A 22,170-nucleotide genomic window follows, 5' to 3' on the forward strand; every position below is an offset into this window, starting at 1 on the left:
TTTTCAGAGCAAACAGGCCTTTCCATGACCTCTGCACCCCTGCGCGCCGGCCTCGTCGGCTACGGTTTTGCCGGCCAAACCTTCCATGCACCCGTGCTGTCCGCCGTGCCGGGACTCGAACTGGCGGCGGTGGCGAGTTCGCAGCCGGACAAGGTCAATACGGACTGGCCGGGCGTGGCCGTGGTGCCCGACGTGGACACGCTGGTGGCCCGGTCGGACATCGATCTTGTCGTGGTTGCGACACCCAACGCCCAGCATTACCCGGTGGCCAGGGCGGCGCTGGAGGCCGGCAAGCACGTGGTGGTCGACAAGCCTTTCACCCTCGACGTGGCGGAAGCCCGGGCGCTGGAGGCGTTGTCCAAGCGCAACAATCGCGTGCTGGCGGTCTACCAGAACCGCCGTTTCGACGCCGATTTCCTGACGCTCCAAGAGCTGCTGGCCGGCGGCGAGCTGGGCCGCCCGGTGTACATGGAGTCGCATTTCGACCGCTTCCGGCCCGAGGTGAAGGTGCGCTGGCGCGAGCAGGCGGTGCCGGGTTCGGGCCTGTGGGTGGACCTGGGCGCGCACCTGGTCGACCAGTCGATGCAGCTGTTCGGTCGGCCCGACACGATCCAGCTCGACACGGCGGTGCTGCGCGACGGCGCGGTGGTCGAGGACTACTCCCATGCCGTGCTGCGCTACGAAAGCGGACCGCATGCCCCGCTGCGGGTGGTGCTGCATTCGACCACGCTGGCGGCCGAAGCCGCGCCGCGCTACATCGTGCACGGCACGCGCGGCAGCTACATCAAGCATGGCGTCGACACGCAGGAAGATGCGCTGCGTGCCGGGCAAAGGCCGCCAGCCGAAGGGTGGGGCGCCGATCCGCTCGACGGTGAACTCACGCTGGTCGGCAGCGACGGCACGCCGAGCAAGCGCCGCGTGCCCACGCGCGCCGGCAACTACGTCGACTACTACGCCGCGGTGCGCGACGCGATCCTGGGCAAAGGCCCGAACCCCGTGCCGCCCGAGCAGGCCGTCGCGCTGATGGAGCTGCTCGACCTGGGCCGCCAGAGCGCCCTCGAAGGCCGAGTCATCCGGGTCTGAAATGAAAAAAGCGCGCTGACCCAAAAGGGTCAACGCGCTTTCGCGGACAGAGCAGGTGGTGCTCAGCCGCCGCGACGCATCATGTCGAAGAACTCGACATTGGTCTTGGTCGCCTTCATGTTCTTGAGCATCAGCTCCATCGACTCGATCTCGTCCATGTTGTACATGAGCTGACGCAGGATGCGGGTCTTTTGCAGGATCTCGGGGGCCAGCAGCAGTTCTTCGCGGCGGGTGCCGCTGCGGTTGAGCTGGATCGACGGGAACACGCGCTTTTCGTACAGGCGGCGGTCCAGGTGGATTTCGGAGTTGCCGGTGCCCTTGAACTCTTCGAAGATCACTTCGTCCATGCGGCTGCCGGTGTCGATCAGCGCGGTGCCGATGATGGTCAGCGAGCCGCCTTCTTCCACGTTGCGCGCCGCGCCCAGGAAACGCTTGGGGCGCTGCAGCGCGTTGGAGTCGACACCGCCGGTCAGCACCTTGCCCGACGAGGGCACGACGTTGTTGTAGGCGCGGGCCAGGCGGGTGATCGAGTCCAGCAGGATCACCACGTCCTTCTTGAGCTCGACCAGGCGCTTGGCGCGCTCGATCACCATTTCGGCGACGTGCACGTGGCGCGCGGCGGGCTCGTCGAAGGTCGAGGCAATGACCTCGCCCTTCACCGTGCGCTGCATTTCGGTCACTTCTTCAGGACGCTCGTCCACCAGCAGCACCATCATGTGCACGTCGGGGTAGTTGGCGCTGATGGCGTGGGCGATGTGCTGCATCATCACCGTCTTGCCGCTCTTGGGCGGCGCCACGAGCAGGGCGCGCTGGCCTTTGCCGATGGGGGCGATGATGTCGATGATGCGGCCCGTGATGTTCTCTTCGCCCTTGATGCCGTCGCGCTCGAGCTTCATCTGCTCCTTGGGGAACAGCGGCGTCAGGTTTTCGAACATCACCTTGTGCTTGTTCTGCTCGGGCGGACCGTCGTTGACCTTGTCGAGCTTGGTCAGCGCGAAGTAGCGCTCGCCGTCCTTGGGCGTGCGCACTTCACCTTCGATCATGTCGCCGGTGTGCAGGTTGAAGCGGCGTACCTGGCTGGGCGAGATGTAGATGTCGTCCGTGCTGGCCGTGAAGCTGGTGTCGGGGCTGCGCAGGAAGCCGAAGCCGTCCGGCAGGATTTCGAGCACACCGTCGGCGAAGACCTGCTCGCCGGCCTTGGCGCGCTTCTTGATGATCGCGAACATCAGCTCCTGCTTGCGCATGCGGCCGACGTTTTCGATCTCAAGCGCTTCAGCCTGCTTGAGGACTTCAGACACGTGGAGTGCCTTGAGTTCGTTTAAGTGCATGGAATGACCCCTCGCGGGGTAATCGAACGGAAAACGGGGGGAGGTTGAATGTGAAGCGAGAACTGCTTCACTAACCGGGGAACTCGAACCGGTTGCCTGAAAGGGCCGGTGATCTGTGGGAGATTATGACAGGAAAAACGCGCCGGCCAACGCATTGCGCGCTGGCCGGGTGAAATCGCTTACGCGAGTTGCTGGTCGATGAAGGCCGTGAGTTGCGCCTTGCTCATGGCGCCGACCTTGGTGGCGGCCAGTTGGCCGTCCTTGAACAGCATCAGCGTGGGGATGCCGCGGATGCCGAACTTGGCGGGGATGTCGCGGTTCTCGTCGACGTTGAGCTTGGCGATTTGCAGCTTGCCTTCGTAGGCGGTCGACACTTCGTCGAGGATCGGGGCGATCATCTTGCAGGGGCCGCACCATTCGGCCCAGTAGTCGACCAGAACGGGCTGGCTGGACTTGAGCACGTCGGCCTCGAAGGAGGAATCGGAGATGTGTTTGATGAGTTCGCTGGCCATGTGATGGGTCCTTGTGCGCAGAGAGTTTCGGTGCAGCTAAAGTGCAGGTCATTGTGACAGAAACCAAGGGGTGGCGTGCCATGCGGGGACGCTATGGCGGCGATAGCCAAAGCCCTTGCGTGTCATGCCCCTGCGCTCTCAAAACCCTCGATAGAACATGAACGAAGGCCACCCCGTCCAGGCCCTGTGGTGCGATCCCGCCGACGGCGTCGTCGCGCGGATCGTGCGCGCGCTCGCCGAACGCGAGCTGCACGCGGCCCGTACCGTGGTGCTGGTGCCCTATGCCCAGCTGATGGGCGTGGCGCGCGCCATGTGGGCCCGCTGCGGCAGCCCCGGCTTCGTGCCGCGCTTCGAGACCACGCACAACTGGGCCCGCAGCGCCGGCGGGTTCGTTCCCACCGGCTACGACGTCGCGCACGACATGGCGCGCGACCTCGTCACGGCCCAGGCGCTGCTGTCGCAGTCCGGCTTCCATGCCGAGCGCTTCGCGCTGGCCGGCCGCGTGGTCGAACTGGCCTATCAACTGGTGCCGCTCGCGGCCGCCGTGGCGCCGCAGGAGCGCGTCGGCGACTGGGCCGCGCGCGCGGCGCAGGTGGCCGAGGCGGGCAGCGAGTCCGAATGGTTCCGCACCGAGAGCGCATTGATCCGCATCGCCGTCGCATGGGTCTCGACCTCCGGCTATGCCACCGATGTGCTGCAGCGCGAGAGCACGCGCGCGCAGGTCGATGCGCTGATCGTGCTCGAGGGCTTCCAGACCGACCCGCTCACGCAGGCGCTTTGCGCCTTGTGGGGCGACAGGGCACTGCATCTCTCGCTGGTACCGGCGAATACGCAGGTGGACGCCGCGGCCTCGCACGTCGCGCTCGACCCCGAGGACGAAGCCGAGCTCGCCGCCGCCTGCGTGCTGCGCCACCTGGCCGAAGACCGCGCGCCGGTCGCGCTGGTGGCGACCGATCGCGCGCTCACGCGCCGCATCAGCGCCCAGCTGAAGGCGCAGGGCATCGTCACCCACGACGAGACCGGATGGAAACTTTCGACCACACGCGCGGCCGCCGCATTGATGAGCGCGCTGCGCGCCTGTGCCCATGACGCCGGCAGCGACCAGGTGCTTGAATGGCTCAAGAGCGGCGCCGACGGCGACGCGCTGGCCGTTCAGTCGCTCGAGGCACGCCTGCGTCGCGAAGGCCTGCGCGACTGGTCGGCATGGTGCGCATTGATCGCGCGCAGCGAGAAGCCGCAAGACGTCGCGATGCTGCCTTTCACCGAGGCCATCGAGGCGCGCCGCGCGCCGATGACCCGCTCGCGCCCCCTGGCCGAATGGCTGGGCGCGCTGCGCGAACTGCTGGAGGCCAGCGAGCAGTGGGAGCCGCTCAGCGAGGACATGGCCGGCGGCAAGGTCATCGCCGCGCTGTGGCTCGATGCCGGCGCACACGGCGACGACGAAGAATTCCCCGGCGGCCGCCACACGCTCGCCGAATTCACCGCCTGGGTCCGCGACGTGCTCGAAGACGCGAGCTTCGTGCCGCCCGCCGGCGACCAGGCCCCCAAGGTCATCGTGCTGCCGCTCTACCAATTGCTGGGCCGCGCGTTCGGTGCGGTGGTGATTCCCGGTTGCGACGACCGCCGCCTGCCCGCGTCGCCCGAGCCGCCCGGCAACTGGAGCGCCGCGCAGCGCGCCGACCTGGGCTTGCCCTCGCGCGAAACGCTCGAAGCCGCGCAGCGTGCCGCCTGGGCCGCGGCCCTGCACAACCCCTCGTGCGAACTGCTGTGGCGCCAGTCCGACGCCAGCGGCGAACCGGTGCGTCCGAGCCCGCTGGTGCAGGCGCTGCAGCTCGATCACGTCCTGCAGCCCGCCACCGATCCGCGTTCCCCGCGCGAGGTCGCCGTGCAGCCGACCGACTGCCCGAAGCCTTCGGGCGCGCTGCTGCCGCTGCAGAACATCTCGACCAGCGTGTACGAAGACCTGCGCCGCTGTCCCTATCGCTTCTTCGCGCTGCGCCAACTCGGCCTGCGCAGCGCCGACGAGCTCGATGCCGAGATCGACAAGCGCGACTTCGGCAACTGGCTGCACGCGGTGCTCGGCCACTTCCACGAGGCGCTGCTCGAAACCCCGACGCAAGACGCGCAGGAGCGCGCCGCGCTCATCGAAGACGCGTCCCGGCGCGCCACGCAAGAGCTCGGCCTGTCCGACGCGGAGTTTTTGCCCTTTGCTGCCGCATGGCCCGCCGTGCGCGACGGCTATCTCCAATGGCTCACGGGGCACGAGGCCGGTGGCGCCGTCTTCGTCGAGGCCGAGCCCTGGAAGGAGCAGCCGCTGGGCGACTTGCGCCTGATCGGCCGGCTCGACCGCATCGACCGCATGCCCGACGGGCAGGCCTTCGTGATCGACTACAAGACCGAGTCCGCCTCCGTCAGCAAGGAGCGCGTGAAAGACCCGACCGAAGACACGCAGCTGGCCTTCTACGCAGCCCTGGTGGCCGACGACACCTTGCGCGCGGCCTACGTGAACGTGGGCGAAAAATCGTCCGGCACGCAGACCGTCGAGCAGCCTTCCGTGGTGGAGGCGCGCGACGCGCTCGTGGCCGGCATCATCAGCGACTTCACGCGCATCGCGCAGGGCGCGGCGCTGCCGCCATTGGGGGAGGGCGCCGTCTGCGACTACTGCGCAGCGCGCGGCCTCTGTCGCAAGGACTTCTGGAGCGACGAGGCCCCCCGGCTTGCCACTGCGTGTGCTTCGCCACCCCCCGAGGGGGAGGCACCTGCGCCTTGGGGCGGCCCGGCGGTCGGAGGTGATACGAAGTGAGCGGCGCAGCTACGAACACAACGGCCGGCACGTCACGCGCGAGGCTTTCTACGTCGTCGCGTGCGATCCGCGCCGCTCGGTCGCGGTCGAAGCCTGCGCGGGCGCGGGCAAGACCTGGATGCTGGTGTCGCGCATCCTGCGCGCGCTGCTCGAAGAAGGCGATTCCGCCTGCGAGCCGCACGAGATCCTGGCCATCACCTTCACGAAGAAGGCGGCCGGCGAAATGCGCGAGCGGCTCGACCAGTGGCTCGAGGATTTCGCCGAGCGCACGCCGGAGGAACTGGTCGCCCAGCTCGTGATGCGCGGCGTCGAGCCCGCCGCCGCGCTGGCCGCGGTGCCGCGCCTGAAGGGGCTCTACCGGCGTCTGCTCGAAGGCGGCCGGCCGGTGCAGTTCCGAACCTTCCACGCCTGGTTCGCGGGCTTGTTGCGCAATGCGCCGCTGGCGGTGCTGCGCGAGCTGGGCCTGCCGTCGAACTACGAACTGCTCGAAGACGATGCCGAGGCGCGCAGCCACACCTGGCGCCCGTTCTTCGAAGCCGTGACCGCCGACAGGAGCGCGCTGGCCGACTACTACGCCGTCGTCGCCACGCACGGCCGTTCGCAGACCGCCAAGGCCCTGAGCGAGGCGCTGTCCAAGCGCGTCGAGTTCTCGCTGGCCGATGCGGAAAACGCCGTGCAGCACTTCAGCGCGTTCTATCCCGCGCTCGAAGGGCTGGACGAGCCGACCGACGCCTTGCGCGGCGGTGCCGTGCGCCAGCGCTGGCTCGACCGCGCGGCCGCGCTGGGCAAGGAGGCCAACAAGACGCCGCAAAAGGCCGCCGAAGCCATCATCGACGTGTTCGGCACGGGCGAGCCCGAAGCCGGCGCGTTGCCGGCCGCGCTGGCGCACCTGCGCAAGAACTTCTTCGTCGCCACCGAAGACCGCCTCAACAAGAACCTGCAGAAATTCCCCGCCGCCCAGGAGGCCGAGTCCGAACTGCAGGTGCTGTGCGGCGCGCAGGCGCAGCACGCGGCGTGGCTTTACCAGCAGCGCATGACGCGGCTCACGCGCATCCTCATCGCGGCCTTCGCCGACGTGAAGCGCGCGCACGGCTGGGTCGACATGAACGACGTCGAACAGGCCGCGCAGCTGCTGCTCGGGCAATCGGCGCTCTCGGGCTGGGTGCAGGAGCGGCTCGACGCGCGCATCGCGCACTTGCTGATCGACGAATTCCAGGACACCAACCCGCTGCAGTGGCAGGCCCTGTACGGCTGGCTCAGCGCCTACACCGGCGCGCAGGGCAGGGCGCCGCGCGTGTTCATCGTGGGCGACCCCAAGCAGAGCATCTACCGCTTTCGCCGCGCCGAGCCGCAGGTGTTCATCGCCGCCAAGAAGTTCGTGCGCGAAGGCCTCGACGGCGAACTGCTGAACTGCGACCACACCCACCGCAACGCGCGCGCCGTGGTCGGGCTCGTCAACTCGGCGATGCTGGCCGCGCAGGAGGCCGGCGAGTTCGACGGCTACCGCGCCCACACCACCGAGCGCGGCGACGACGGCGAACTGCTCAAGCTTCCGGCCATCGACCGCGATGCACTCGGCGCCGCCGAAGCCGCTCCGGCCGACGACGGCATGCTGCACTGGCGCGACAGCCTCGTCACGCCGCGCGTGCTGCCCGAAGAGCAACTGCTGCAGAAAGAATGCGAACAGGCCGCGCAGTGGGTCGCGCAACGCATCGCCGACGGCACGCCGCCCAAGCAGATCATGGTGCTGGCGCGCCGCCGCAGCCGCCTGTCCGCCATGCAGGACGCGCTGCGCCAGCGTCATATTCCCGTGCAGCAGCCCGAGAAGAACGAGCTGCACGACGCGCCCGAAGTGCAGGACGTGGTCGCGCTGATCGACGCGCTCGTGTCGCCCGCGCACGACCTGTCGCTGGCGCGCGCGCTGAAGTCGCCGGTGTTCGGCATCGGAGACGAAGCGCTGGTGCAACTGGCGTTGCGCCAGCGCGAGCGAGGCATGGTGAGCTGGTTCGCCTTGATCCAGAAGGACGAGAGCCTGCCGCCCGAGCTGGTCGAGGCCGGTGTCAAGCTGCGCAAGTGGCAGCGCCTGCTCATGACGCTGCCGCCGCACGACGCGCTCGACGCGATCTTCAACGACGGCGACCTGCTCGCGAAGTTCGGCGCCGCCGTGCCCGCGCCGATGCGCCAGAGTGCGCTGGCCAATCTGCGCGGCGTGCTGACGGCTTCGCTCGACATCGACGGTGCGCGCTTTGCCACGCCTTATGCGCTGGTGCGTTCGCTGCGCGCCGGCGGGGTGCGGGCACCGTCCGTTGCCGCGCCTGACGCGGTGCAATTGCTGACCGTGCACGGCGCCAAGGGCCTCGAGGCCGACACCGTGCTCATGCTCGATTGCGATGCCCCACCGCCGCGCGCCCAGACCATGGGCGTGCTGGTCGAGTGGAAGGGCAGCGACAGCGCGCCGACACGCTTCGTGTTCCTGGCGAGCGAGAAGACGCCGCCGGCCTGCGCGGCGTCGCTGCTCGAAGAAGAGCAGCGCGCACGCCATCGCGAAGAGCTCAACGGCCTCTACGTCGCGACCACGCGGGCGCGCGAGCGGCTGGTGCTGTCGTCGGTGCGTCCGGCGCGAGCCAACGAAGGCAGCTGGTGGGCGCGGCTGGAGCCGCTGTGTGAAGCCACGGAAGCCGACGAGCCGCTGGTCGCCCTGCCGACCGAAGCGGGCGCGGGATCGGGCAGCTTCTCGATGAAGCGCATGCCCGCGGCGCCTGCGCCTGTGTCGGTCGAGCCACCCTCTACCAAGAAAGCGCCCGACACCACCGTCGACGCGCGCGCCGCCGCCTTCGGCCAGGCCATGCACCGGCTGCTCGAATGGGCCGTGCCGGGCGAGCCGCTGCCCGCGGCCCACGTACGCGCCGCGGCACGCGAATTCATGCTCGATGCGCAGCAGGCGCGCGGCGCCGCCGCGCTGGCCCAGCGCATCCGCGCGGGCCAGGGCGCCTGGGTGTGGGACGATCGCAGGGTCGACTGGCATGGCAATGAAGTCACGCTGGTGCATGAAGGCGAGACCTTGCGCATCGACCGTCTGGTGCGAGAGCGCGACGGCGGCGCCTGGTGGATCCTCGACTACAAATCCGCGGCGCGCCCCGAGAGGGACGCCGCGCTGATCGCACAGATGCAGCGCTACCGCGCCGCAGTGCAACATGCCTATCCCGGTGCCACGGTGCGCGTCGCGTTCCTGACCGGGCAGGGCGAACTGGTAAATCTCGAATGAATGTTTCTCCTGCCGTTGCCGTGATCGGCGGCGGACCCGCCGGCCTGATGGCGGCCGAAGTGCTGAGCGCGTCCGGCGCGCAAGTGCATGTGTACGACGCGATGCCCTCGGTGGGCCGCAAGTTTCTGTTGGCCGGGCGCGGTGGCTTGAACCTCACGCACTCGGAGCCCTTCGATGTGTTCGTGACCCGCTTCGGCGAGCGCCGCGCGCAGCTGGAGCCCATGCTCGCGGAGTTCGGCCCGCAGCAGGCGCGCGAGTGGGCGGCCGGGCTGGGCATCGAGACTTTCGTCGGTACGTCGGGCCGCGTGTTCCCGACCGACATGAAGGCCGCGCCGCTGCTGCGCGCGTGGCTGCATCGGCTGCGCGCGGCGGGCGTGCAGTTTCATATGCGGCATCGCTGGCTCGGCGACGGGGCGCTCGACGTGGGCGCATTGCGGTTTGCAACGCCGGCCGGCGAGGTCGTCGCGAAGGCCGACGCGTGGTGCTGGCGCTGGGTGGCGCGAGCTGGGCCCGCCTGGGCTCGGACGGCGCGTGGGCGCCATGCTGCAGGCCAAGGGCGTGGACGTGGCGCCGCTGCTGCCAGCCAATAGCGGCTTCGACGGCGCGGGGTGGAGCGAGCATTTTTCAAGCCGCTTCGCCGGACAGCCCTTCAAGTCGGTCGCGATCTCGTTCACTGATAGCCAGGGGCGTCACTTTGCGCGCAAGGGCGAGTTCGTTGCGACGGCCACGGGCATCGAAGGCAGCCTGGTCTATGCGGCGTCGGCGCTGCTGCGTGACGAGATTGCCGCGAACGGCAGCGCGACGCTGTTGCTCGACCTGCTGCCCGACCGCAGTGCCGAGCAGGTGCTCGCGGCGGTGAAGCATCCGCGTGGCGCGCGTTCGTTGAGCAGCCACCTCAAGAGCCGCCTCGGCATCGAAGGCATCAAGGCGGGCGTGCTGCACGAAGCGTTGAGCAAGGACGCGATGCAGGACCCTGTGCAACTGGCAGCCACGATCAAGGCCGTGCCGCTGAAGCTGGTCGCGACGCGGCCTGTCGACGAGGCGATCAGCACGGCAGGCGGCGTGCGCTTCGACGCGCTGGATTCGTCGCTGATGGCGAGTGCGCTGCCCGGTGTGTTCGCGGCGGGCGAGATGCTGGATTGGGAGGCGCCGACCGGCGGTTATCTGCTCACGGCGTCGATGGCGAGCGGTGCGGCTGCGGCGCGGGGCGCTATTCAGCGGCTGGGGTTGTAACGCCAGGCCCGGTGCGCGGCTGCTGCTCCTCGGGCCAGAAGAACACCAGTTCGGGGTCGCCCTCGTCGAGGTTGTCGATGTGGCCGCTTTCCCTGAATCCGGCCCGTTTCAGCAGCGATTGCATCGCCTGGTTGGACCTGTTCGTGGAGGTGAAGAGCTTGGGCCGATCGCAGATCGATTGCAGATGCGCGATGAGCTTCAGCCCGAGCCCGTGGCGGCGAAACTTTTCGCCGACCATCAGCATTTCGATGAAGCCCGCGTCGAAGAAGTGGTGGTGCAGGACGCCGTAGGCGGCTGGCTCGCCATCCACGTGGACGACGTGGCAGAACCTGTCGTCGATCCAGCCCTTGATCTGCGCGGCGCGGTGGTCATCGTGCGCGGCCACCGTATCCAGGCGTATCAGCGCTTCGAGATCGCCGATGTTGGCGAGCCGGATGTGCAGGGTCATGGCTGATTGCGTGAGGTCTGGCGTCCGGGGCTGGCGGTGGCCCCTCAGACGCAGCGCGTGAGTCCTCTGGATGGAACTCACGGCTTCTTGATGTTAGGTTGACGAGCCTTACCCCTGGCACTGACTACGCAGTTAGGGCTGCTTGGTTCCCCACCTGACCCGGTTGGCCACTTCACCATGCAGGGAGGCCCGTCAGCGCTTATTGTAACCCCCCAGGATGCGCGCACTTCGTGTCGCTTCTCCTTCCCCCCTGCTGGGGGCGACACCGGAGGCCCGGCGGAGCCGGTTCCTCGGTGTCCCTGGAAGGGACGGGGCTTTTTTTGATTGCAGGGGCAAGGCGGGAGGGGCCTCCGCGCCTTTTAGAATGCCCGCAATGTCTTATCTCGTGCTCGCTCGCAAGTTCCGCCCGAAAACCTTCGGTGAGATGGTCGGTCAGGGGCATGTGGTGCAGGCGCTCGAGAACGCGTTGACCACGCAGCGCCTGCATCACGCCTATCTTTTCACCGGCACCCGGGGTGTCGGCAAGACCACGGTCTCGCGGATCCTGGCGAAGTCGCTCAACTGCCAGGGGCCCGACGGGCAGGGCGGCATCACCGCCACGCCGTGCGGGGTATGCCAGGCTTGCCGTGACATCGATTCGGGCCGCTTCGTCGACTACACCGAGCTCGACGCGGCCTCCAACCGCGGCGTCGACGAGGTGCAGTCGCTGCTCGAGCAAGCCGTGTACAAGCCGGTGCAGGGGCGCTTCAAGGTCTTCATGATCGACGAAGTGCACATGCTCACGAACACCGCGTTCAACGCGATGCTCAAGACGCTCGAGGAGCCGCCCGAGTACCTCAAGTTCGTGCTGGCCACGACCGATCCGCAGAAGGTGCCGGTCACGGTGCTGTCGCGCTGCCTGCAGTTCAACCTGCGGCCGATGGCGCCCGAGACGGTGCTCGAGCACCTCACGAGCGTGCTGCAGACCGAGAACGTGCCGGCCGAGCCGCTGGCGTTGCGCCTGCTGGCGCGCGCGGCACGCGGCTCGATGCGCGACGCGCTCTCGCTCACCGATCAGGCCATCGCCTTCGGCAACGGCGAGCTCGTAGAAACCGGCGTGCGGCAGATGCTTGGCAGCGTCGATCGCGGCCACGTGTTCCGCCTGATCGAGGCGCTGGCGCAGGGCGACGGCAAGACGGTGGTCGAGACATCGGAGGCGCTGCGCGTCGACGGCATGTCGGCCGCGTCCACGCTGGAAGAAATGACGGCGGTGTTGCAGGCCATGGCCGTGCTGCAGGCCGTGCCTTCGCGCGCCGAGTCCGCCGATGCGGCCACCGACCCCGACGCGGCCGACACCGCGCGCCTGGCCGCGCTGATGCCGGCCGACGAGACCCAACTGCTCTACAGCCTGTGCCTGCACGGCCGCGGCGAGCTGGGCCTGGCGCCCGACGAATACGCGGCGCTGACCATGGTGCTGCTGCGGCTCCTGGCCTTCAAGCCTTCTTCCAACGCGGCTGCCTCGACGGCCTCCACGGAAAAAAAAACTCTGAATGAAGCTGCGGCCGCCGTGCCGCAAGCACCCGCGCGTGCCCCGGCACCGGCCCCGGCACCTTCACCTGTTCCCGCGCCTGCGCCGGTCGCCCGGCCACCGGTCGAAGCGCCAGCACCAGTCCGCCAAGCCGCACCGGCCCCCGCAGCGCCTGCAGGCCAGCGCCTCGCGGTGGTCGACGAACCCCGTCGCCAGACCGAGCCGCGCCCCGACGCCCCCGAGACACCGGCCCAAGTCGTCGGCGTGCCGATCCGCGTGCAGCCGCCGCCGAGCGCGCGCGACGAGCCCTCCGCGGATGCGCCGCAGCGTGTTCCCTATACCCCCATTCCGCGAAGCGAAGACGGCGACTTCTGGCACGCCACGGTCACGCAGCTGGTCGCGTCCGAAGCCATCAACGCGCTGACGCGCGAACTGGCGCTGCAGTCGCAATTGGTGGGCCGCGACACCGACCAGTGGATGCTGCGCATCGAGCGCGAGACGCTCAACCAGCCGTCCAGCCGCGAGAAGCTCACGGTCGCGCTCCAGGCGCTCGGCCACGACATCAAGCTCGCGATCGAGATCGGCGGCGTGGTCGACAGCCCGGCGCGCCGCAACAAGCAGGCCGCCGACGAGCGCCAGCGCGTGGCCGAAGACGCCATCATGAGCGACCCCGAAGTGCAGGCGCTGATGCGCGACTTCGACGCGAGGATCGTTCCAGGAACCCTGAAACCGGCCTGAGTTTTCGTCTCTCTTATCCTTCTCCCACTTTCCAACTCAACGATCAGGACCAACGATGTTCAACAAAGGACAACTGGCCGGCCTCATGAAGCAGGCGCAGGCAATGCAGGACAACCTCAAGAAGGCCCAGGAAGAGCTGGCCCACATCGAGGTCGAAGGCGAATCCGGCGCCGGCCTCGTCAAGGTCGTCATGACCTGCAAGCACGACGTCAAGCGCATCACCATCGACCCGAGCCTGCTGGCCGACGACAAGGACATGCTCGAAGACCTGGTGGCCGCCGCCTTCAACGCCGCCGTGCGCAAGGCCGAGGAAACCAGCGAGCAGAAGATGGGCAAGCTCACGGCCGGCATGCCGGGTCTGCCGCCCGGCATGAAGCTGCCGTTCTAAGCGGTACATGGCCGACGCCAGTTCGCTCGACGCATTGGTCGATGCGCTGCGCCGCTTGCCCGGTGTCGGCATCAAGTCGGCCTCGCGCATGGCCTTTCACCTGCTGCAGCACGACCGCGACGGCGCGCAGTTGCTCGCGCGTGCCTTGCAGCAGGCCGCGGGCAATGTGCGGCACTGCGAACTCTGCAACACCTTCACCGAAGCGCCGATCTGCAGCGTCTGCATGGACTCGCGGCGCGACGGCACCAAGCTCTGCGTGGTCGAGACGCCGGCCGACCAGGCCGCGCTCGAACGCACGGGCGCGTTCCGCGGCTATTACTTCGTGCTGATGGGCAAGCTCAGTCCGCTGGACGGCATCGGGCCCAAGGACATCGGCCTGCAGAAGCTCTTCGACCGCGCACGCGACGGCACGGTGAGCGAGGTCATCCTTGCCACCAACTTCACGGCAGAGGGCGAGGCCACCGCGCACGTGATCGGCGAAGCGCTCAAGCAGCACGGCCTGACCGTCACGCGCCTTGCGCGCGGCGTGCCGGCGGGCAGCGAGCTCGAATACGTCGATCTCGGCACCATCGCCCACGCCCTGGTGGACCGCCGGTAGCGGCACCGCGCAATCGCTGCCCGACGCAGACGGAACGACATGACTTTTTCATTGCTCACGGTGGCCTACTGGTGCGTGTTCGTCGCCTGCGGCCTGCCGTACCTGGCCGCGTGGATCGCCAAGGCCGGCAGCTTCGGCCCGCGCGACAACATGCAGCCGCGCGACTGGGCCGCCAAGCAGAGCGGTTGGCGCGCGCGTGCCAACGGCGCGCAAGCCAACAGCTTCGAAGGCTTGCCGCTGTTCATCGCTGCCGTGGTCATCGCGCATCAGCTCGGCGTGTCGCAGGCGCGGCTGGACATGCTCGCGGTGATCTACGTGGTATTGCGCCTGGTCTATATCGCGCTCTATGTCAAAGGCATGGCCAGTGCGCGCAGCGCGGTCTGGGCGCTCGGGCTGCTGGTCAATATCTCGATCTTTTTCATTGGGCGATAAGCCCGCGCGAAGGGCCTGCTGGAGGCCTTCGTGCTTACGTGAAAACCCGCACGGGATGACCCCGATGCAGTCGTGTGATGCGGCCCCTAAGCTCGATTCAGTCCACAAGAATCACAGCGCCCACAGGCACAGCTCCAGGCTCCGTTTCATGCTTCATCGCCGCACCCTCATTTCCGCTTCCGCGATTGCCGCCGCAACCATCGCGTTGCCGCGCGTCTTTGCGCAACAGGCGAAGCTGGAGAAGACCAAGGTCTCCATCGCGGTGGGCGGCAAGGCGGCGTTCTATTACCTGCCGCTGACCATCTCCGAGCAGCTCGGTTACTTCAAGGCCGAGGGGCTCGACGTCGAGATTTCCGACTTCGCCGGTGGCGCGCGTGCGCTGCAGGCCGTGGTCGGCGGTTCGGCCGACGTGTGCTCGGGCGCTTACGAACACACCATCAACCTGCAGGCCAAGAACCAGTTCTTCCAGGCCTTCGTGCTGCAGGGCCGCGCACCGCAAATTGCCGTGGGCGTGTCGACCAAGAACATGGCCGGCTACACCGGCATCCAGGATCTCAAGGGGAAGAAGATCGGCGTCTCGGCACCGGGCTCGTCGACCAACATGGTGGCCAACCTCGTGCTGTCGCGCGGCGGCCTGAAGGCCAGCGATGTGAGCTTCATCGGCGTGGGCGTGGCGGCCGGCGCGCTCACCGCGCTGCGCTCGGGGCAGATCGACGCCATCAGCAACACCGACCCGGTGATGACCATGCTCGAGCAGAAGGGCGACGTGAAGATCATCAGCGACACGCGCACGCTCAAGGGCACGCAGCAGGTGTTCGGCGGCACGATGCCGGCGGCCTGCCTGTATGCGTCGAGCGAGTTCATCCAGAAGAATCCCAACACCTGCCAGGCGCTGGCCAATGCCATCGTGCACGGCCTGAAGTGGCTGCAGACGGCCGGCCCCGGCGACATCATCAAGACGGTGCCCGAGACTTACCTGCTCGGCGACCGCGCGCTGTACCTCGCGTCGTTCGACAAGGTGCGCGAATCGATTGCCACCGACGGCCTCGTGCCGGTGGACGGCCCCAAGACCGCGCTCACCGCGATCGCCAGCTTCGACACCTCCGTGAAGGCCGACAAGATCGACCTTGCGAAAACCTACACCAACGATTTTGCTCGGCGCGCGAAAGACAGGTTCAAAGCCTGATTCCGAACGTCCCCGCGACCCGGCTCAGGCCGGGTTTTTTACGCCCCGTCCGACCATGTCCGACTACGCACTCGAACTTCTCTCCATCAGCTGCACCTTCCATTCGAAGGACGATCCGGGCCAGCGCTACACGGCGGTGGCCGACACCACGCTGCGCATCAGGGCAGGGGAGTTCGTCTCGGTGGTCGGGCCCACGGGCTGCGGCAAGTCGACGCTGCTGAACGTGGGCGCGGGCCTGCTGGCGCCTTCGTCGGGCACGGTGAAGGTGTTCGGCAAGACCTTCGAGGGCGTCAACGCGCGTGCCGGCTACATGTTCCAGACCGAGGCGCTGATGCCCTGGCGCAGCGCCATCGACAACGTGATGGTGGGCCTGCAATACCGCGGCGTGCCTGATGCCGAGGCGCGCAAGCAGGCCGAGGCGTGGCTCGCGCGCGTGGGCCTCTCGGGCTTCGGCGACCGCTATCCGCACCAGCTCTCGGGCGGCATGCGCAAGCGCGTGGCGCTGGCGCAGACGCTGGTGCTCGACCCCGACATCATCCTCATGGACGAGCCCTTCAGCGCGCTCGACATCCAGACGCGCCAGCTGATGGAAAACGAGGTGCTCGACCTGTGGAGCGCGAAGAAGAAGGCCGTGCTTTTCATCACGCACGACCTCGACGAGGCCATTGCCATGAGCGACCGCGTGGTGGTGCTGTCGGCCGGCCCGGCCACGCACCCCATCGGCGAATTCGCCATCGACCTGGCGCGCCCGCGCGACGTGGCCGAAGTGCGCACGCAGCCGCGCTTCGTCGAGCTGCACACGCAGATCTGGGAGGTACTGCGCGACGAAGTGCTCAAGGGCTACGCGCAGCAACTGAGAAAGGCCGCCTGATGTCGCGCCCGAACTTCGGCCTGAACTTCGGCCTGAACGAACGCAACGCGCGCTTCTGGCAACTGGCGCTGCTGGTGGTGATCCTCGTCGGGTGGCACCTGGCTTCGCGCAACCAGCAGTTCGCCTTTTTCGTCGGCGAGCCGATCCAGGTGGCGGGCCGCATCTGGAGCTGGTTCCTGCCGTTCGAGGTGCCGCCCAACGCGCTGTTTCCAGAAGGGCTGAAGGGCAACGCCGACATCTACCTGCACCTGGGCACCACGCTGCTGGAGACGGTGCTGGCCTTCGGCATCGGCACGGTGCTCGGGTTGGCCTGCGGGCTGTGGCTGGCGCTCGCGCCCACGGCGAGCCTGATCCTCGACCCCTACATCAAGGCCGCCAACTCGATGCCGCGCGTGATTCTTGCGCCCATCTTCGCGCTGTGGTTCGGCCTGGGCATCTGGAGCAAGGTGGCGCTGGCCGTGACGCTGGTGTTCTTCATCGTGTTCTTCAACGTCTACCAGGGCGTGCGCGAGGTGAGCCCGGTGGTGCTGGCCAACGCGAAGATGCTGGGGGCCAACCAGCGGCAACTGCTGCGCACCGTGTACCTGCCGAGCGCGACGAGCTGGGTGTTCTCCAGCCTGCACACCTCGGTCGGGCTGGCCTTCGTGGGCGCGGTGGTGGGCGAATACCTGGGCTCGGCGCGCGGCGTGGGCTACCTCATCCTGCAGGCCGAAGGCACCTTCGACGTCAACACCGTGTTCGCGGGCATCGTGGTGCTCACGGCCTTTGCGCTGGTGCTCGACGCCATCGTGGGGCTGATCGAAAAGCGCCTCATGAAGTGGCAGCCCAAGACCGGCGAAACCGAGAAACTGTGACGCCCCTCATGCGATGATCCCGCGCGCGCCCGCAAGCAGCAAGGGGCGCCGCAACGACTTCACAGGGGTAAACAATGAGCCACGACAACAAGCGGGCCACGACCTTGCGCTCGCGCAACGAGGCCGCCAGGGTCTCGAACGAAGAGCTGTTCTTCGACCTGGTCTATGCGTTCTCGGTCACGCAACTCTCCCACTACCTGCTGGACCACCTCACGCTGCTGGGCGCGTTCCAGACGCTGGTGATGTGGTTCGCCGTGTGGCTGGGCTGGCAGTACACGGCCTGGACCACCAACTGGTTCAACCCCAGTTCGCTGCGCATCCGCGGCGTGCTGTTCGCGATCATGCTGCTGGCCATGGTGATGGCCTCGGCGTTGCCGGGCGCCTTCGCGGAGCGGGGGCTGGTATTCGCGCTGTGCTTCGTGGGCATCCAGGCGGGGCGCACGCTGTGCATGCTGATCGCCATCGGCCCCAACGACCCGCTCACGCCCAACTTCCGGCGCCTGCTGGCCTGGAACTGCCTGGCCGGCGCGTTCTGGATCGCGGGCGGGCTGGCCGAAGGGCAGGCGCGCCTTGCACTGTGGTTCGTCGGCGTGCTGTGCGAGTACATCGCGCCGATGATCGGCCTGCGGTTTCCGGGCCTGGGTCGCTCCACGACCGCCGACTGGACCATCGACGGCGGCCATCTGGCCGAGCGCTGCCAGCTGTTCGTGATCGTCGCGCTGGGCGAGTCGGTGCTGGCCACCGGCATCGCCTTCGGCCACCACGCCGAATGGCACGGCATCGACATGTTCGCGCTGCTGGTGGGCTTCGCGGGCAGCCTGGCGATGTGGTGGATGTACTTCGACACCAGCGCGAAAGAGGCGACCCACGCCATCGAGCATTCGAGCGACCCCGGCGGCATCGGCGCCAAGTTCCACTACACGCACGTGATCCTGGTGGCGGGCATCATCGTGTGCGCGGTGGCGGACGAGCTCACGATCAACGAGGGCTCGCACCATGCCGAGCTCAAGTACCTGGGCGCGCTCATCGGCGGGCCGGCGTTGTACCTGTTCGGCAATGCACTGTTCAAGCGCGTGGTGCGGGGCTTTCTGCCGCAGTCGCACCTCTACGGGCTGGGCCTGCTGGCCGTGCTCGCGGTGTTTGCGTCGCAGCTGTCGGTGATGGTGGTGGGCACGCTCACGACGCTCGTCATGATTGCCGTGGCCGCGCTGGAAGCCGTGGTGCGCCGCAGGGCCTGGGCCGCCAAGGCGACCCACTGAGCCTGCGAGAGCGGCGAGGAGAAGAGCGCTGCTTCAGCGCTTCTTCTTGGCCGGCGTGCCGCCGCGCTTCTCGCGCACCACCTGCTGCTTGCTGCTGGCGGGCACCTTGACGACGTTGGCGCCTCTCGGCGCCGAAGCCTTCACCGGCGCGCCGCGCTTGGAGGACGCCGCCGCGTGGCCGCGCGCCACCCCGACGCCGGTGCCGGCGCGGGCCGCGACCGTGGCGCGGATCGGCAGGTACACCACCACGCTGTAGCCGCGCTTGAAGGCGTGATTGGCGTTCACGTCGTTCCACTCGGCCACGTTGGCGGGCTTCAGGTTGTAGCGGCGCGCAATGCTCGCGACGTTGTCGGAGCGCCCGGCCTTGACGGTGGTGCGGCGCGTGACGATCTCGGGCTGGAAGCTCAGGTGGCCGCTGTCGGCCACGACGGCCGCCACGTCTTCCTTCACGCGGGCGCCGCGCGGCACGATCAGCGTCGAGCCGGACTTGATCAGCATGCGCGGCGGCACGTTGTTGATGGAGCGCAGGTCGGCTTCGCTCATGCCCGAGCGCTGGGCGGCGTCGGCCACCGTCATGGTGGTGGGCACGACCCAGGCCGTCCAGCTGGCGTACTGGCCTTGCGAGAAGGCGTCGAAGTTGCGCTGGAACACGGCCGCGTTGTCCCACGGCAGCAGGATCTGCGGCGTGCCGGCCGCGATGATCACCGGCTTGTGCGCGGCGGGGTTCAGCGCGCGGAAGTCTTCCAGGCGCACGTCGGCCAGCTTGGCCGCGAGTTCCACGTCGAGGTCGCGCGTGAGCGTGACGGTCTGGAAGTACGGGTGGTTGGCGATCAGCGGCAGCTCGGTGTTGAACGCCTGCGGGTTGGCCACGATGTTCTTCACGGCCTGCAGCTTGGGCACGTACAGCCGCGTCTCGGCGGGCATCGTGAGGTCGCTGTAGGTGGTGGGCAGGCCCAGGCGCTGGTTCTTGGCGATGGCGCGGCTCACGCTGCCTTCGCCCCAGTTGTAGGCGGCCAGGGCCAGTTGCCAGTCGCCGAACATGCCGTAGAGCTTTTGCAGGTAGTCGAGCGCGGCGCGGGTCGAGGCGAGCACGTCGCGGCGGTCGTCGCGAAAGATGTTCTGCTTCAGGTCGAAGTCGGTGCCGGTGGCCGGCATGAACTGCCACATGCCCGCGGCGCGCGCGCTGGAGATGGCCTGCGGATTGAACGCGCTCTCGATGTAGGGCAGCAGCGCGAGCTCGGTCGGCATGTTGCGGCGCTCGAGCTCCTCGACGATGTGGAAGATGTACTTGTTCGAGCGCTCGGTCATGCGCTGGATGTAGTCGGGCCGGCTGGCATACCACTGCTCGCGGTCACGCACGAGGTCGTTGTCCAGGTCGGGCATCTTGAAGCCGCGGCGGATGCGGTCCCACATGTCCGTCGGCGGCGCGAGCGTGACCACGCTCTGCGAATGCGCCTGGCTGCTGGCAAGGGGAGAGAGGGCGGCGCGCGGGTAGACCGGGCTGGTACTGCGCCGGCGGTGGCACCGGCGTTGGGGGAAGAAGAGGAAGAGGGTGCGGAGCCGTTGTTCGTGCCCGCGCAGCCCGCGAGCACCAGTGAACCTGCGATGCAGGTGGCAGCGATAAATTTCATCGGAAGTCGTTTTTCCATTGGCGCAATGCGGCGAACACGTCGGCCTCGGCTGCGTCGGCAGCCAGCTCGGCATGGGCACGCACCGCTCGAAGGACAGTGGCTTCGCGGCTGCGAAGAAAGGGGTTGATCCGGCGTTCGGTCGCCAGTTGCGATGGCAGCGTGGGCTGCCCCTGTGCGCGCAGGCTTTCGCAGCGCGCGTTGTAGTGAGTCAGATCGGCGTTGGCCGGTTCCACGGCCAGGGCGAAACGCAGGTTAGAAAGTGTGTACTCGTGGGCGCAGCACACGCGCGTGTCGCCGGGCAATGCCGCCAGTGCGTCGAGCGAGGCCAGCATCTGCGCGGGCGTGCCCTCGAACAGCCGGCCGCAGCCGCCGGAGAACAGCGTGTCACCGCAGAAAAGCAGCGGCGCCTGGGAAGGCGCCGCGGGCAGGAAGTAGGCGATGTGCCCGGCCGTATGGCCCGGCACGTCGATGACCTGGAAACGCAGGCCCAGCACCTGCGCCACGTCGCCCTGCACGAGCGGCGTGAACGGCTCCGGAATGCGCTCGCGCGCCGGCCCCCACACCGGGGCGCCGGTGGCGGCATGCAAAGCACCCACGCCGCCTGTGTGATCGGCATGGTGGTGCGTGACTAGAATCGCGGCCAGCTGCAGCTTGTGGCGCGCCAGCGCGTCGAACACCGGTTGGGCATCGCCCGGATCCACCACGATGGCGTGGGACCCGTCGTGCAGCATCCAGATGTAGTTGTCGGCGAAGGCGGGCAGCGGAACAAGGGTCATGAGCGGTCAAATTATAGGTTTGCAGGATTGGTTCGCGACCCCCCCGGGGCGCTACCTTCTGGCTTGGGAGCAGGCCCAGTTCGATCAGGCGGTGGCCGATGTCTTCGGCTATCACGCACTGCAACTGGGCGCGGCCGAGGTCGACGGGCTGCGTGCCAACCGCATGCCGCACCGCTGGCTGGCGCTGGACGACCCCGCCCGGGGCGGCAAGGCGACGCTGCTGACCGACTTCGCGGCGCTGCCTTTCGCGGCCAACAGCCTCGATCTGGTGGTACTGCCGCACGCGCTCGAACTGAGCCCCGACCCGCACGCCACGCTGCGCGAGGTCGAGCGGGTGCTGGTGCCCGAGGGCCGGGTGGTGATCTGCGGGCTCAACCCGACCAGCCTGTGGGGCATGCGCCAGCGCCGCGCGCACCTTTACCGCCGGCTGGGCATCGGCGATCTTTACCTGCCCGAGGGCGGAGAGTTCATCGGCTACTGGCGCATGCGCGACTGGCTGCGGCTCTTGAGCTTCGAGGTCGAGTCGGGCCGCTTCGGCATCTACCGGCCGGCCGTGCGCAGCGAGGCCTGGCTGGAGCGCTCGCGCTGGATGGACGCCGCCGGCGAGCGCTGGTGGCCCATCTTCGGCGCCGCCTACTTCCTGGTCGCGGTGAAGCGGGTGCGCGGCATGCGGCTGCTCAGCGCCGACTGGCGCCGCGCCGGTGCGCGCACCACCGCGCCCGTGCCCATCGCCGGCAAGGTGCACCGCAGCGAGCCCAAGAAGAATTGAAAATGAGCGAATGAATCGAATGAAGAAGGAAAAGTCAGTTTGAACGAAGTCGTGATCTACACCGATGGTGCGTGCAAGGGCAACCCGGGCCCCGGGGGCTGGGGTGCATGGCTCAAGTCGGGCCCCACCGAGAAAGACCTGTTCGGCGGGGAACTCAACACCACCAACAACCGCATGGAGCTGACCGCCGTCATCGAAGGCCTGGCCGCGCTCAAGCGGCCGTGCAAGGTGCTGCTCTACCTGGACAGCCAGTACGTGCGCAAGGGCATCACCGAGTGGATCCGCGGCTGGAAGGCCAAGGGCTGGGTCACGGCCAGCAAGCAGCCCGTGAAGAACGTCGAGCTTTGGCAGAAGCTGGACAAGCTGGTGGCCGAGGGCGGCCACCAGATCGAGTGGCGCTGGGTCAAGGGCCACTCGGGCGACCCGGGCAACGAGCGCGCCGACATGCTGGCCAACAAGGGCGTGGACAAGGCCCTCGGACGGATCTGA

Annotated in this window: 17 protein-coding genes, 1 other RNA gene and 2 pseudogenes; 14 read left to right on the plus strand and 6 right to left on the minus strand. The window is 68.1% G+C overall.

The genetic code is table 11. The features are described 5' to 3' along the window. Positions 1 to 24: 24 nt before the first annotated feature. The gene (locus BMG07_RS06965) at positions 25 to 1,083 is read left to right on the plus strand and encodes an oxidoreductase (protein WP_198083945.1); all 1,059 of its coding nucleotides are present in this window, start codon (positions 25 to 27) and stop codon (positions 1,081 to 1,083) included. A 62-nt stretch (positions 1,084 to 1,145) separates the two neighbouring features. On the opposite strand, the gene rho is transcribed toward BMG07_RS06965, so the two are convergent. Then, positions 1,146 to 2,411 carry a transcription termination factor Rho gene (gene rho, locus BMG07_RS06970; RefSeq protein ID WP_081266259.1) on the minus strand — a complete coding sequence of 422 codons (1,266 nt, stop codon included), beginning with the start codon at positions 2,409 to 2,411 and terminating at the stop codon, positions 1,146 to 1,148. Between the two features lie 179 nt (positions 2,412 to 2,590). Next, the gene (gene trxA, locus BMG07_RS06975; RefSeq protein ID WP_093195545.1) at positions 2,591 to 2,923 is read right to left on the minus strand and encodes a thioredoxin TrxA; all 333 of its coding nucleotides are present in this window, start codon (positions 2,921 to 2,923) and stop codon (positions 2,591 to 2,593) included. Between the two features lie 157 nt (positions 2,924 to 3,080). Between trxA and BMG07_RS06980 the strand changes: the two genes are divergently transcribed. From BMG07_RS06980 to BMG07_RS06990, 3 genes and pseudogenes are all read left to right on the plus strand, one after another. Beyond that, on the plus strand, positions 3,081 to 5,726 hold the full coding sequence (locus BMG07_RS06980) for a PD-(D/E)XK nuclease family protein (protein ID WP_198083946.1): 2,646 nt from the start codon (positions 3,081 to 3,083) through the stop codon (positions 5,724 to 5,726). Then, positions 5,713 to 8,991: a UvrD-helicase domain-containing protein gene (locus BMG07_RS06985; RefSeq protein WP_307866889.1), complete on the plus strand. Its 3,279-nt coding sequence runs from the start codon at positions 5,713 to 5,715 to the stop codon at positions 8,989 to 8,991. Before BMG07_RS06980 ends, BMG07_RS06985 begins: the two co-directional genes overlap by 14 nt. Continuing rightward, positions 8,988 to 10,224, plus strand: a pseudogene (locus BMG07_RS06990) (TIGR03862 family flavoprotein). The gene BMG07_RS06985 and the pseudogene BMG07_RS06990 overlap by 4 nt, the downstream one beginning before the upstream one ends. Here BMG07_RS06990 and BMG07_RS06995 read toward each other — a convergent pair. Both BMG07_RS06995 and ffs read right to left on the minus strand, forming a co-directional pair. After that, positions 10,202 to 10,672, minus strand: coding sequence for a GNAT family N-acetyltransferase (locus tag BMG07_RS06995; protein ID WP_198083947.1), 471 nt, complete (start codon positions 10,670 to 10,672; stop codon positions 10,202 to 10,204). The pseudogene BMG07_RS06990 and the gene BMG07_RS06995 overlap by 23 nt on opposite strands. Positions 10,673 to 10,769: 97 nt before the next feature. Beyond that, positions 10,770 to 10,866, minus strand: an RNA gene (gene ffs, locus BMG07_RS07000) — signal recognition particle sRNA small type. Positions 10,867 to 11,045: 179 nt separating this feature from the next. Between ffs and dnaX the strand changes: the two genes are divergently transcribed. The 8 genes from dnaX (at position 11,046) to BMG07_RS07040 (ending at position 18,505) form a co-directional block, all read left to right on the plus strand. Beyond that, on the plus strand, positions 11,046 to 12,917 hold the full coding sequence (gene dnaX / locus BMG07_RS07005) for a DNA polymerase III subunit gamma/tau (RefSeq protein WP_198083948.1): 1,872 nt from the start codon (positions 11,046 to 11,048) through the stop codon (positions 12,915 to 12,917). Between the two features lie 55 nt (positions 12,918 to 12,972). Then, the gene (locus BMG07_RS07010; RefSeq protein ID WP_007836669.1) at positions 12,973 to 13,305 is read left to right on the plus strand and encodes a YbaB/EbfC family nucleoid-associated protein; all 333 of its coding nucleotides are present in this window, start codon (positions 12,973 to 12,975) and stop codon (positions 13,303 to 13,305) included. A gap of 7 nt (positions 13,306 to 13,312) precedes the next feature. Next, complete coding sequence (recR, locus tag BMG07_RS07015) at positions 13,313 to 13,903, plus strand: recombination mediator RecR (RefSeq protein ID WP_198083949.1); 591 nt, start codon at positions 13,313 to 13,315, stop codon at positions 13,901 to 13,903. Between the two features lie 39 nt (positions 13,904 to 13,942). Next, positions 13,943 to 14,335 (plus strand): MAPEG family protein, encoded by a 393-nt coding sequence (locus tag BMG07_RS07020; RefSeq protein WP_198083950.1) that lies wholly within the window; start codon positions 13,943 to 13,945, stop codon positions 14,333 to 14,335. Positions 14,336 to 14,483: 148 nt separating this feature from the next. Beyond that, positions 14,484 to 15,521, plus strand: a complete 1,038-nt coding sequence (locus BMG07_RS07025; RefSeq protein ID WP_198083951.1) for an ABC transporter substrate-binding protein — start codon at positions 14,484 to 14,486, stop codon at positions 15,519 to 15,521. A gap of 55 nt (positions 15,522 to 15,576) precedes the next feature. Further along, positions 15,577 to 16,392: an ABC transporter ATP-binding protein gene (locus BMG07_RS07030; RefSeq protein ID WP_198083952.1), complete on the plus strand. Its 816-nt coding sequence runs from the start codon at positions 15,577 to 15,579 to the stop codon at positions 16,390 to 16,392. Further along, entirely contained in the window at positions 16,392 to 17,246 is an 855-nt protein-coding gene (locus tag BMG07_RS07035) for an ABC transporter permease (protein WP_198083953.1), read from the plus strand. Before BMG07_RS07030 ends, BMG07_RS07035 begins: the two co-directional genes overlap by 1 nt. 74 nt (positions 17,247 to 17,320) lie before the next feature. After that, a complete protein-coding gene (locus BMG07_RS07040) occupies positions 17,321 to 18,505 on the plus strand; it encodes a low temperature requirement protein A (RefSeq protein WP_198083954.1) in 1,185 nt (394 codons plus the stop codon). Positions 18,506 to 18,538: 33 nt separating this feature from the next. Here BMG07_RS07040 and BMG07_RS07045 read toward each other — a convergent pair. Together BMG07_RS07045 and gloB are read right to left on the minus strand one after the other, a co-directional pair. After that, positions 18,539 to 20,136, minus strand: a pseudogene (locus tag BMG07_RS07045) (transglycosylase SLT domain-containing protein). After that, positions 20,133 to 20,912 (minus strand): hydroxyacylglutathione hydrolase, encoded by a 780-nt coding sequence (gloB, locus tag BMG07_RS07050; protein WP_198083955.1) that lies wholly within the window; start codon positions 20,910 to 20,912, stop codon positions 20,133 to 20,135. The pseudogene BMG07_RS07045 and the gene gloB overlap by 4 nt, the downstream one beginning before the upstream one ends. A gap of 19 nt (positions 20,913 to 20,931) precedes the next feature. Between gloB and BMG07_RS07055 the strand changes: the two genes are divergently transcribed. Both BMG07_RS07055 and rnhA read left to right on the plus strand, forming a co-directional pair. Then, positions 20,932 to 21,681: a class I SAM-dependent methyltransferase gene (locus BMG07_RS07055; protein WP_198084000.1), complete on the plus strand. Its 750-nt coding sequence runs from the start codon at positions 20,932 to 20,934 to the stop codon at positions 21,679 to 21,681. A gap of 39 nt (positions 21,682 to 21,720) precedes the next feature. After that, positions 21,721 to 22,170 (plus strand): ribonuclease HI, encoded by a 450-nt coding sequence (gene rnhA / locus BMG07_RS07060; protein WP_198083956.1) that lies wholly within the window; start codon positions 21,721 to 21,723, stop codon positions 22,168 to 22,170.

It is taken from the genome of Variovorax sp. E3, from assembly GCF_016082275.1.
Taxonomy (GTDB): Bacteria; Pseudomonadota; Gammaproteobacteria; order Burkholderiales; family Burkholderiaceae_C; genus Variovorax.